Below are 11347 nucleotides of genomic sequence, written 5' to 3'. Positions count from 1 at the left end.
GTGCGCCACCCCGTAGTGGACTGTGTACCGGCCCTTCTCGGAGGCCCGCGCAGGACGGCGGCTCTCCTGCGCCGCACGGGCCGCCGGCCTTGTTCCTCCCGCCCTCGGCCGGCGGCCCCGGGGCACGCCGCACCGGCCCGGCGGGCGGCCCTCGGCCCGACCGGGTCAGATCTGCCAGGAGCGCAGGCGGTCGGCGGCGCCGTAGACGTCGGTCTTGGCGGACATCAGATCGCGGGCCAGGTCGACCAGGGCGCCGTAGGGCGGGTCGATGCCGACGCCGCTGACGAACATGTAGGCGACGGCGGTCGCGCAGGCGAAGCGCGCGTTGGCCGCCGGCAGGGGGCGCAGCAGGGCGAGGGTGTGCAGCAGGGCGGCGGCGCGCCAGGCGGGGTCGGAGTCCACGCCGAGGCGCGGCGGGTCGACGCGGTGGCGGGCGACGGCGGCGACCAGGGCGGAGAAGTCGTTGACGGTCGGCTGGTCGGGCAGGACCTCTTCGTGGCGCTGCAGCAGCCAGGGCACGTCGATGTGGATGACGGGTGCCATCGGTCAGGCGACCCGCCCCTCACCGGTGTGGGCCGGTTCGTCGTCCGGGAAGGCGGCCGCGAACTCGTCGGCGTGGGAGGCGAAGAACCGGCGGAAGGCCTCGGCGCCTTCCTGCAGGGCGCGGTGCCGCGCTATGTCCGCGGCGGCCGCCTCGCGCACGAGCGCTTTCATCGACGTCCCGCGTTCCTTGGCGATCTGCCGGAGGTCCTCAAGTTCACGATCACTGAACTCGACATTCAGGGCTGGCATGCCCTTACGGTACCTCCGTGGTACTTACTCGTAAATACCCACAGGTCACAGCTGTTTCTCTCGGTACCTCCGGCACCCGCCGGTGTGGGCGGCGCGCCGGGGCGGACGCCCGGCACGGCGCAGCCCCGCGCTACCGCACCCCGGCTCTCACCACAAGCCCTTGCGCCGGTAACCCGACTCCCAGAACAGGCGGTTGAGCACGCGGACGGGCGGCGGCAGGGCTCCCAGGAAGGCGGCGCGGTCCGCCGCCGGGGCCCCGTCGGTGATCCACGGTACGAACAGCGCGGCACCGCGCAGGCCCTGCGTCCGGCGCATCCGGCCGGTGAAGCCGGCCCAGTCGGCGGGTGTCAGGACGTCCCGCATCAGCGGCAGCGCGCTGTCCTCCTCGTGCTTGAGGTGGTCGTCGAGGGTGGCTCCCAGGGCCCGTACCAGATCCGGCAGTTCGGCCGCCCGGCCGGCCAGTGCGGCGTCGACCGCCGCGAGCAGCGGGTCGATGCGGGAGTGCTCCGCCTCCATCGCGTCGAGCAGGGCGAGGTCGCTGGGGCGCCCCGCGACGCGTTCCCGTACCCGCGGCCACAGCTCGCCGTCCTCGGCGGTGTGGTGGATGTGCAGCTGGTGCTTGAAGTTCTCCCAGCCTGCGTGCACCGCGGGCGTGGCGGCCCGCCCTTCGGCGACCGCCGCCGCCAGCCGCTCCAGGTCGCGCCGGAACGCGTCGTGGGAGGCGTACATCGGCGTGAAGTCGATCACCTTCTGCTTACTGTCGGTCATCGAACGACCTCTTCCCGTTCGGATCTCTCACTCCCGTTCAAGAGGGCGGCGCGCCGGTGGGCTGTGACGCGGGCGGGATTCGGTGAGACGTACGTCACATAAGGGCTCCGCGATGTCACAGACCGGCCCCCCTCCGGCCTCGGAGTAGTAAGCGCGCCACCGGGGAGGCCCACGCATGTCCGAGAGCTCTGTCGACGAGGCGACCGACGTCTTCATGAACCATCGCGAGCTGCTGTTCGGTCTCGTCTACAACATGCTGGGCAGCGTCGCCGACACCGAGGACGTGCTGCAGGAGACCTGGCTGTCCTGGTCGGGGCGGGGCACCGACGGGGTCGCCAACCCGCGCGCGTACCTGGTCCGCATCGCCGTCAACCACGCCCTGCAGCGCCGGGCCTCGGTCGCCCGCCGCCGCGAGACCTATGTCGGCCCCTGGCTGCCCGAGCCCCTCGTCTGCGACGACGGCCCCGAGGACCCCGCCCTGCGCAACGAGTCCGTCTCCCTCGCGATGCTGGTGGTGCTGGAGTCGCTGACCCCGCTGGAACGCGCGGTGTTCGTCCTGCACGAGGTGTTCGGCTACGCCCACACCGAGATCGCGGACATCATCGACCGCTCCCCCGCGGCCGTGCGCCAGCTCGCCCACCGTGCGCGCGAGCACGTGCACGCCCGGCGGCCCCGCTACCGGGCGCATCCGCGGGTGCGGCGGGAGGCGACCGAGCGGTTCGTGCGGGCCGCGCTGGGCGGGGACATCGCGGAGCTGATGGAGATCCTGGCACCGGATGTCACGGTGTGGACCGACGGCGGCGGCAACCGCAAGCCGGCGGGGCTGCGCCCGGTGCACGGCCGGGACAAGGCGGTCCGCCTGATCACGGGGTACGCGACCAGGGGCGGCGCCCGGCGCCGCGAACTCGACCTGCGCTACCGCCGCGTCAACGGCGACGACGCCGCCGTGCTGTTCGAGGGCGAGTCCCCGTACGCGGTCATGGTCATGGACCTCACTCCCGAGGGCGACCGGGTCTCCGGGATCTACATCGTCACCAACCCCGACAAGCTCACCCACGTCCACAAGGAGGAGGAGGAGTGACCGCCACCGGGACGCCCGGCAGGGGCGAGCGGGTCGCCGACTGGCTCGACGGCCGGCTCGGCATCCATACGATCGGCAGGAAGTACCTGCGCAAGGTCTTCCCCGACCACTGGTCGTTCCTGCTGGGCGAGATATGCCTCTACAGCTTCGTGGTGCTGATCCTCACCGGCGTCTACCTGACGCTCTTCTTCCACCCGTCGATGAACGAGGTGACGTACCACGGCGGCTACGTCCCGCTCAACGGCGTGCGGATGTCCGAGGCGTACGCCTCCACGCTCGACATCAGCTTCGACGTGCGCGGCGGGCTGCTGATCCGGCAGCTGCACCACTGGGCGGCACTGGTCTTCGTCGCCGCGATGGTCACGCACATGATGCGGCACTTCTTCACGGGCTCCTTCCGCAAGCCCCGCGAGATCAACTGGCTGTTCGGCTGGACGCTGCTGTTCCTGGGCCTGTTCGAGGGCCTGTTCGGCTACTCGCTGCCGGACGACCTGCTGTCGGGGACGGGCCTGCGCTTCGTCAACGGCGCCCTGCTGTCGGTGCCGATCGTGGGGACGTACCTGTCGATGTTCCTGTTCGGCGGGGAGTTCCCCGGCCACGACGTCGTGGCCCGCTTCTACTCCCTGCACGTCCTGCTGATCCCGGGCCTCATGGCGGCCCTCGTCGTCACGCACGTCCTGCTGGTCGTGTACCACAAGCACACGCAGTTCGCGGGCCCGGGACGGACCGAGCGCAACGTGATCGGCGCCCCGTTCCTCCCCGTGTACCTGGCGAAGGCGGGCGGCTTCTTCTTCCTGGTCTTCGGCACCCTCTCGATCCTCGCCGCGGTGGCGTCGGTCAACCCGGTCTGGGTCTACGGCCCCTTCCGCCCCGACCAGGTCTCCACCGGCGCGCAGCCCGACTGGTACCTGGGCTTCGCGGAGGGACTGGTGCGCGTGATGCCGGGCTGGGAGGTCACCCTGGGGGGCCACACCCTGGTGCTGGGCGTGCTGATCCCCGTCGTGGTCTTCCCGGTGCTCCTGGTGTTCATCGGGGTCTACCCGTTCCTGGAGGCGCGGGCGGTCCGCGACAAGCGCGAACACCACATCCTGGACCGCCCGCGCAACCGCCCGGTCCGCACCGCGATCGGCGCGGCCTGGATCAGCGTCTATCTGCTCCTGCTGGCGGGCGGCGGCAACGACATCGTGGCGACCCGCCTGCACCTGTCGATCAACACGGTCACCTGGACGGTCCGCGTCGCGGTGCTCGTCGTGCCGGTGGCCGTCTTCGCCGCCACCCGCCGCATCTGCCTGGGACTGCAGCTGCGGGACCGGGAGCTGGTGTCGCACGGCCGGGAGACCGGCGTGATCAAGCGGCTGCCGCACGGCGAGTACGTGGAGGTGCGGCGGCCGCTCGACCAGACCGAACTGCACACCCTGACCGCGCACCGGCGGCAGCAGGGTGAACTCGTGGAGCGCGAGCCTCAGCGCTGATCCGCCACGAAGGACGCCATCCGGGCCAGGGCCGCGTTCCAGTTGATCGCGGTCTCGTTGGTCGACCAGGACTGGATGTCGTCGATGTAGCAGAACTGGCCGACGCAGCCCTGGAGCCTGCTCTGTGCGTAGGGGTCCTGGATGGAGGAGTTGGGCCCGCCGGCCAGGGTGCCGTCCGGCGGGTTCGGCAGGCTCGGGTCGAGCTCGTGGGCGTACCAGCGGCTGTGCTCGTTGTGCGCGTTGACCTCTCCGTAGCCGGTGACGTACGAGATGTTCAGCGCGTTGCGGCCGAGGATGTAGTCCATGCTCTGGACCGCGCCGTCACGGTACTTCGGGGAGCCGGTGATGTCGTACGCCGTCGCCAGGACGACCGCGTTGTTGAGGACCTGGTGGCTGGAGCCCCAGTCGTAGACGTTGCCGTCCGGGGCGTAGGGCATGCCGTAGGGCTGCGACCTGAGCGTCGCCAGGTAGCGGTCGGCGCCCCGGACCACCGACCGGCGCACCGTGTCGCGCCCGGGCAGCCGGTTCGGCACGGTCGCCAGGTCCAGGCGCCCGGCGGCCGCCGTCCTGCCCCAGTCGAAGCCGAGCGGGCCGAAGATGTCGGCGGTGTTCACGGGTGAGTGGACGACGTAGTCCGCGAACTGCTTCTCCCCGGTGGTGAGGTACAGCTCCGCGGCCGCCCAGTAGAACTCGTCGGTGGCGTTCGTGTCGTCGTAGGTGCCGCCTCCGGTGCCGTCGCTGGGAGAGGCGTACATCTCGGGGTGGGCGAGCGCCGCCGACCAGGCCTTGCGGGCGGCGGTCAGGGCCCTGGCCGCGAAGGCGCGGTCGTAGGGCCGGTACAGGCGGGCCGCCTGGGCGGCGGTCGCCGCCAGGTTGAGGGTCGCCTGGGTGGACGGCGGGTGCAGTTCGCGCTTCTGCGGGTCCTGGCTCGGCAGCAGGGGCAGACCGGTCCACTGTTCGTCGTGGATCTTGTGATGGGCCATGCCGGCCAGCGGCTGCCCGTCGGGTACCTGCATCTTCAGCAGGAACTCCAGTTCCCAGCGGGCCTCGTCGAGGATGTCGGGCACCTTGTTGCCGCTCTCCGGGATGGCGAGGGTGCCGTCCCGCAGCTTCCACGGCTCACCCGTGCGGGCCAGCCGTTCGCGCTCGTACGTGCTCAGCAGCTCCCAGGTGGAGATGCCGCCGTTGACGACGTACTTGCCGTGGTCGCCCGCGTCGTACCAGCCGCCGGTGACGTCCAGGGTGTAGTCGCAGACGCCGGGCTGGCAGGGGACGTGGGAGTCGCCCTGGTTCGGCGCGACGTCGACGTGCCCGGCCGCGCGGCCGTATCCCGGCCGCAGGTCGTCCCGGATCGCGATGCCGCTGCGCTGCGTGTAGTAGTACTTCACCGAGTCGAGCCGCAGCCGCTCGTACGCGCGCGTGCCGATGTCGAACGGTCTGCTCGTCTGGCCGTCGGCGACCAGCGTCAGGCCGCTGCCCGCCCTGCGGTAGGCGCCGAAGTCGATCGAGTGGACGTTCTGTCCGGAGGACACGTCGACCCCGCGCGGCACGGTCCAGCCGTGTGCGACGGTCGCGCCGCCGGCGTCCTGCAGCCGCCAGGGCAGCTTCGAGGTGGCGTCGGTGACCAGCGTGGCGTTCTTCGGTCCCCGGGGCAGGTAGGCGACCTGGTTGACCCGCACCCGCGGCCCGGTGTCCGGCTCGTACACCTCGGGCGGCACCCCGCCGAGCAGCGACACGTCGTCCATGCACATCCGCCACGCGTCCGCGCTGCCGCCGGCCTGGAGGGCGACCTGGGCCTGGGTGGTGTCCACGGGCGAGGTGAAGGTGTACGAGTAGCTGTCGCCGGAGACGGAGAGCTGCGGGCTCACCTCGAAGTAGGTGTCGTACGGCGCCACCTGGAGCCCCACGACCGCCCGCACCACATGGCCCCCGGGCGCGCCGGACGCCTTGAAGGCGAACCGGTAGGACTCCCCCTTCACCAGGGTGACGTCGTTCTGGCCGACGGCGGCGTCCCAGCGGTTGGCGGTGCCGCCCGGGACGTCCGCGCAGAGCCGGCCGTCCGAGACGGCCGCGGTGACGCCGGGCGAAGCCCACCAGGGGTCGGTGGTGGTGTCGAAGGTGCCGTTCCTCAGCTGCTCGGTCTCCTCCGCCGCCGCCGGTCCGGCCGGCAGGGCGGTGAGCGCCGCTCCCAGCAGGGCGACGATGGTCAGCAGCGTGGTTCTGCGTCGTTTCACGTCTGGGCTCCTCGGACGGAGGGACGGGTGACGCTCCCACGCGCATGGGAGCGCTCCCAGATGCGGACTCCGCCATGCTTGTTGCTGCCATGACACTCGTCAACGGTCCGGACGGGACCGGTTTCCCGTCCGGACCGCCCGGACCGCCCGGGCCGCCCGGACCGCCCGGGCCGCTCAGCCGCCCGGCGCCACCAGCCTGCTGATCCGGACCGCCCCGGCCGCGTCACCGGGATGGGCGCTGGTCGGGGTGAGGCGGAGGCGGGAGCCGCGCACCGCGTCGAAGGTGACGACCGTCGGCGCGTGCGGGGCGGTGGACCGGTCGACCGCCGTACTCACAACTGATCGTGAACGAACGGATTCCTCCGCCGGGTCACGCGCGGCCGTCAAGGGTCCGGTGCCGTACTCCTGTCCCCCGGGCCGCGCCCTCCGCACGCGCGTCGCGCGCCGGTTCCCCTGACAGCCTGGGGTTTCCGTCCGGTGACCACGCCGACGGACTAGGCTGGAACTCAAGTGACGCGCCTGTTCACTGTGAGTGTGCGCAATGGAGTGGCGATGAGTCCGGTGACCCCGTTCGACGATTCCGCGACGGCTCGCGCGGTGATCGACGCGGACGGCACGCTCGTCGGCTGGAGCGACGGCGCCGAGCGGCTGCTGGGCCGGACCGGGGCCGAGGTCGTGGGCCGGCCCGCGGCCGAGCTGCTGGTCGGCGAGGCCACCGGCCCGGTCTTCGACCCCGAGGGGCCCCGCTGGCACGGTCTCGTCACCCTGCGCCACCGGGACGGCAGCGCGGTCACCGTCTGGCTGCTGGCCCACCGCACCGAGCCCGGGGACGGCGGCCCCGCGCAGTGGCTGGTGGTCAGTCCGCTGCAGGGCGAGCTGCCGCACGCGGTCGACGACCCGCTGGAGGAGGCGGGGCTGCTGCAGTCCCCCTGCGCCGTCGCCATCTGCGACGACCGGCTCCGGGTGCGCCGGATGAACGACGTCATGGCCAGGGTGCTGGGGCTGCCGGAGGAGCATGTGCGCGGGCTGCGGCTGTCCGAGGTCAGCGGCAGACCGCAGGGCGCCGACATCGACCGCCAGCTGCGCCGCGTGCTGGCCACCGGCCAGGGCCACGACGTGCGGACCTACGTGCCGATGGGCATCGACGGCCGGGTGAACGCCTGGCTGGCCCGCATGTCCCCGATCACCGACCCGTCCGGGAGGGTCCGGGGCGTGTGCATCGCCGCCCACGACTTCTCCGAGCAGTACCTGGCCCGCGAGCGGCTGCAGCTCGTCAACGAGGCGAGCGTCCGCATCGGCACCACCCTCGACGTCACCCGGACCGCCGAGGAGCTGGCAGAGGTCTGCGTGCCCGCCCTCGCCGACTTCGTCAGCGTCGACCTGCTGGACCCGCAGGACCCAGGCGGAGAACCGTTCGCCGGCACGCCGACCGTCCCGGTCGCCCTGCGCCGCACCGCCCACCTGTCCGTCAACCCCGGCACACCCGAGGCCGTGGTCGCGATCGGGCACGTGGACCGCTACCCCACCCCCTCCCCGCAGGTCGATCCGCTGCTGGCGGGCCACTCGATCGTGGCGACGGCCGACGCCGACGACCTCGCGCAGTGGCTCGCCTGGGACCCGCGGCGCCTGGAACGGCTCAAGGAGTACGGCGTCCACTCCACGATGTCCGTGCCGATCCGGGCCCGCGGCCTGACACTCGGTGTCGCGGTGCTGTACCGCTCCGCGCGCCAGGAGGCGTTCACGCCCGACGACGTGCTGCTGGCCGAGGAGATCACGGCCCGCGCCGCCGTCTGCATCGACAACGCCCGCCGCTACTCCCGGGAGCGGGAGACCGCCCTCGCCCTGCAGCGCAGCCTGCTGCCCCGCTCCCTGCCGTCCACGGCCGCCGTGGACGGGGCCTCCCGCTATCTTCCGGCGGCGCGGGCCGGAGTGGGCGGCGACTGGTTCGACGTGATCCCGCTGTCCGGGATGCGGGTCGCGATGGTCGTCGGGGACGTCGTCGGGCACGGCATCCAGGCATCGGCCACCATGGGCCGCCTGCGCACCGCCGTGCGCACCCTCGCCGACATCGACCTGGCCCCCGACGAGCTCCTGACCCACCTCGACGACCTGGTCGTACGGCTGTCCGCGGAGGCCGGACACGAGGGCAGTCCCGGCGAGGTCGGCGCCACCTGCCTCTACGCGGTCTACGACCCGGTCTCACGGCGCTGCACACTGGCCCGGGCCGGGCATCCGCCGCCGGTCGTGGTCCCCCCGGGCGGTGCGCCGCGGCGGATCGAGCTGCCGGCCGGGCCGCCGCTCGGGCTGGGCGGACTGCCCTTCGAGTCCGCCGAACTCGAACTGCGCGAGGGCAGTGTGCTGGCCTTCTACACGGACGGGCTGATCGAGTCCCGTGAGCGCGACGTGGACGCCAGCCACCGGCTGCTGTGCGAGGCCTTGTCGACGGACTCGGACTCGCTGGACGAGACCTGCGACCGCGTACTGCACCGGCTGCTGCCCACCGGCGGCGCCCCCGACGACGTGGCCCTGCTGCTCGCGCGCACCCGGGGGCTGCCCGCCTCGCAGGTCGCCACCTGGCACATCCCCGCCGATCCCGCGCTGGTGGCCCCGATCCGCAAGCAGGTCGTCGAGCAGCTGGGGACCTGGGGGCTGCAGGACGCCTCGTTCACGGCCGAGCTGGTGGTCAGCGAGCTGGTCACCAACGCGATCCGCTACGGCGCCCATCCGATCCGGCTGCGCCTGATCCACGACACGACCACGCTGATCTGCGAGGTGTCGGACACCAGCCACACGGCTCCGCACCTGCGCCGCGCCAAGACCTGGGACGAGGGCGGGCGCGGGCTGCTGCTGGTCGCCCAGCTCACCCAGCGCTGGGGCAGCCGGCACACGGCGGAGGGCAAGACGATCTGGTCGGAGATCGGACTGCTGGAGGAGGACTGAGGCGGACCGGCCGCGGACCGGCCGCCTTTCAGGACGCGGCCGTCAGCCAGGGCCTGACCTGCTTGCGCGCCTCGTGCAGCCGTGACTTGAACGTTCCCAGCGGGATGCCGGCCCGCTCGGCCGCCTCGGCGTAGTCGAGCTGGCAGATGTCGCGGTAGACCAGCGGCTCGACGAGCTGGGGGTGCTCGCGCTCCAGCCGGTCCAGCGCCTCCAGCAGGTCGAGCCGGGAGCCGGCGATGACGCTCGTCGTGCGCGGATCCACCTGCCGTTCGGTGTCGATCGCCACCGGCTGTTCGGCCGCCCGCCGCTTGAGTTCGCGGTACTTCTGGCGGCAGCAGTTGGCGACGACCGTGTAGAGCCAGGTGCTGAAGCGGCTCCGGCCCTGGAAGGTGGCGATCTTCCGGGCCACCTGGAGCAGGGCGTCCTGCGCCGCCTCCTCGGCGTCCTCGCGGCAGGGCAGGAAGCGGACGCAGCGCCTCAGGACTTCGGGCCCGATCGCCTGGAGCAGCTCGTCCAGGGCCGCCGCGTCACCTCCCGCGGCGCCGCGGGCCAGGTCCTCGGTGGGCGTAACCAGGGGCTCTCCTCGGAAGTGATCCACGTACAGGCATGATAGTCGTATGCATTCCGTCGAGCGGATCGGGCGCTACCGTCTCGAACGGCGCCTCGGCACGGGCGCGTTCGGCACGGTCTGGCTCGCGCACGACGACGAGCTCCAGGCACCGGTGGCGGTCAAGGTCCTCGCCGACAACTGGTCGCACCGGCTCGACGTGCGCGAGCGGTTCCTGTCCGAGGCACGGATGCTGCGCCGGGCCGGTTCGGACCGGATCGTCCAGGTCTACGACATCGGCGAGCTGTCCGACGGCAGGCCCTACTTCGTGATGGAGTACGCCGACGGCGGCACCCTCGCCGACCTGCTGGCCGACGGCGCGCTGCCCGTGTCCGAGGCGCTGAGCCTGACGGCGCTGGCCGCCCGTGGGGCGGCCGCGCTGCACGCGGCGGGGATCGTGCACCGGGACATCAAGCCGAGCAACGTGCTGCTGTGCGCCTCGCCCGACGACCCCGAGGGCGTGTCGCGGGTGCTGCTCGCCGACCTCGGGCTGGCCAAGAGCCTGGCACAGGCCTCGGGTCTGACCCAGGTCGCGGGCTCGGCGGGGTACCGGCCGCCCGAGCAGGCCGAGCCGGGCGCGGGCATCGACGCCCGCGCCGATGTCTACAGCCTGGGCGCGGTCGGCTACCACCTGGTCACCGGCGAGGTCCCGGGTGAGCCCGGCAAGGTGGTGCGGCCCGACCGGCTGCGCCCGGACCTGGCCCCAGCGGTCCGGCGGGCGCTGATGCGGGCGCTGGCACCGGAGCGCGGGCGCCGCTGGCCGGACGCGGAGGCCTTCGCCCAGGAGCTGGAGCGGCTCGCCGCCTGCGACCACCGCCCGCGCAGGCGCCGTACGGCCGTCCTCTCGGCCGCCGCCGTCGCCACCGCCGCCGCCGTCGTCGGTGTGACGGCCGCCCTGGTGAACCGGCAGTCACCGGCGACGGAGCTGCGGGTCACGGACTCGACCGGCCGTGTCGCCGCCGAGGTGCCCGAGGGCTGGGGCCGCCAGCTGCGCGACTCCGGATGGGATCCCGGGGCCCTCGGCCTGCCCTCCGGCCACGAGCCGGCGCTGGCCGTCGCGGACCGCCTCACCAAGTGGCAGGACCTGGGGACCGAGGTGAACGGCGTGTTCGTGGGCCTGAGCGAGCACGGGGACCTCACCGCCGCCGTGACCGCCCTCACCCACCCCGCCTGCCACTACGACGGCGGCCGCGCCTACGCCAGCGGTCCCTGGCGGGGGCGGGTGCGCAGCTGGTCCGGCTGCCCGGGAGGGGGCTCGGTCACGGAGGCCGCGCTCGCCCCGGCGCGGGGCGGCGCGCGGGCCCGGGTGTACGTGCAGATCCGCCAGAACGGCCGGGCCTCGGCGACCGACCGGGTCCTGGACTCGGTACGGGTCGGAAGCTGACCGGAATCACCCGGCCGGGTGCGAACTTTTCCGCCCGGACGCGCATCGGAGAGGTTGGACGGGGCACAG

10 protein-coding genes are annotated in these 11347 nt (G+C 72.9%); 4 read left to right on the top strand and 6 right to left on the bottom strand.

What is annotated here, in order from left to right:
- Window positions 1-165: 165 nt before the first annotated feature.
- From ACJ9NR_RS34940 to ACJ9NR_RS34930, 3 genes are all read right to left on the bottom strand, one after another.
- Complete coding sequence (locus tag ACJ9NR_RS34940; protein WP_412490664.1) at window positions 166-543, bottom strand: toxin Doc; 378 nt, start codon at window positions 541-543, stop codon at window positions 166-168.
- A gap of 3 nt (window positions 544-546) precedes the next feature.
- Complete coding sequence (locus tag ACJ9NR_RS34935; protein WP_275771916.1) at window positions 547-792, bottom strand: hypothetical protein; 246 nt, start codon at window positions 790-792, stop codon at window positions 547-549.
- A gap of 147 nt (window positions 793-939) precedes the next feature.
- Window positions 940-1560, bottom strand: coding sequence for a hemerythrin domain-containing protein (locus tag ACJ9NR_RS34930; RefSeq protein WP_412490665.1), 621 nt, complete (start codon window positions 1558-1560; stop codon window positions 940-942).
- Window positions 1561-1735: 175 nt separating this feature from the next.
- On the opposite strand from ACJ9NR_RS34930, the gene sigJ reads away from it, so the two are divergent.
- Window positions 1736-2641, top strand: a complete 906-nt coding sequence (gene sigJ / locus ACJ9NR_RS34925; RefSeq protein ID WP_412490666.1) for an RNA polymerase sigma factor SigJ — start codon at window positions 1736-1738, stop codon at window positions 2639-2641.
- A complete protein-coding gene (gene qcrB / locus ACJ9NR_RS34920) occupies window positions 2638-4113 on the top strand; it encodes a cytochrome bc1 complex cytochrome b subunit (RefSeq protein WP_412490667.1) in 1476 nt (491 codons plus the stop codon). Before sigJ ends, qcrB begins: the two co-directional genes overlap by 4 nt.
- Here qcrB and ACJ9NR_RS34915 read toward each other — a convergent pair.
- Complete coding sequence (locus ACJ9NR_RS34915; RefSeq protein WP_412490668.1) at window positions 4104-6347, bottom strand: glycoside hydrolase family 9 protein; 2244 nt, start codon at window positions 6345-6347, stop codon at window positions 4104-4106. The two genes, qcrB and ACJ9NR_RS34915, sit on opposite strands and share 10 nt — an antisense overlap.
- Before the next feature lie 174 nt (window positions 6348-6521).
- Window positions 6522-6683, bottom strand: a complete 162-nt coding sequence (locus ACJ9NR_RS34910; RefSeq protein ID WP_412490669.1) for a hypothetical protein — start codon at window positions 6681-6683, stop codon at window positions 6522-6524.
- Between the two features lie 216 nt (window positions 6684-6899).
- On the opposite strand from ACJ9NR_RS34910, the gene ACJ9NR_RS34905 reads away from it, so the two are divergent.
- On the top strand, window positions 6900-9287 hold the full coding sequence (locus ACJ9NR_RS34905) for a SpoIIE family protein phosphatase (protein ID WP_412490670.1): 2388 nt from the start codon (window positions 6900-6902) through the stop codon (window positions 9285-9287).
- 28 nt (window positions 9288-9315) lie between these two features.
- Here the strand turns inward: ACJ9NR_RS34905 and ACJ9NR_RS34900 are convergent, their stop codons facing one another.
- Entirely contained in the window at window positions 9316-9885 is a 570-nt protein-coding gene (locus ACJ9NR_RS34900; RefSeq protein WP_412490671.1) for an RNA polymerase sigma factor, read from the bottom strand.
- Window positions 9886-9904: 19 nt separating this feature from the next.
- On the opposite strand from ACJ9NR_RS34900, the gene ACJ9NR_RS34895 reads away from it, so the two are divergent.
- Window positions 9905-11278, top strand: coding sequence for a serine/threonine-protein kinase (locus ACJ9NR_RS34895; RefSeq protein ID WP_412490672.1), 1374 nt, complete (start codon window positions 9905-9907; stop codon window positions 11276-11278).
- The last annotated feature ends 69 nt before the right edge of the window (window positions 11279-11347 follow it).

This window comes from Streptomyces sediminimaris (genome assembly GCF_047049295.1).
GTDB lineage: Bacteria > Actinomycetota > Actinomycetes > Streptomycetales > Streptomycetaceae > Streptomyces > Streptomyces sediminimaris.
This window is presented reverse-complemented; position numbering and strand designations above follow the sequence as displayed.

Bases quoted from the DNA above. Each gene is read 5' to 3' on its own strand.
- ACJ9NR_RS34940 (WP_412490664.1), bottom strand. From the start codon at position 543: ATGGCACCCGTCATCCACATCGACGTGCCCTGGCTGCTGCAGCGCCAC.
- ACJ9NR_RS34935 (WP_275771916.1), bottom strand. From the start codon at position 792: ATGCCAGCCCTGAATGTCGAGTTCAGTGATCGTGAACTTGAGGACCTC.
- ACJ9NR_RS34930 (WP_412490665.1), bottom strand. From the start codon at position 1,560: ATGACCGACAGTAAGCAGAAGGTGATCGACTTCACGCCGATGTACGCC.
- sigJ (WP_412490666.1), top strand. From the start codon at position 1,736: ATGTCCGAGAGCTCTGTCGACGAGGCGACCGACGTCTTCATGAACCAT.
- ACJ9NR_RS34905 (WP_412490670.1), top strand. From the start codon at position 6,900: ATGAGTCCGGTGACCCCGTTCGACGATTCCGCGACGGCTCGCGCGGTG.
- ACJ9NR_RS34895 (WP_412490672.1), top strand. From the start codon at position 9,905: ATGCATTCCGTCGAGCGGATCGGGCGCTACCGTCTCGAACGGCGCCTC.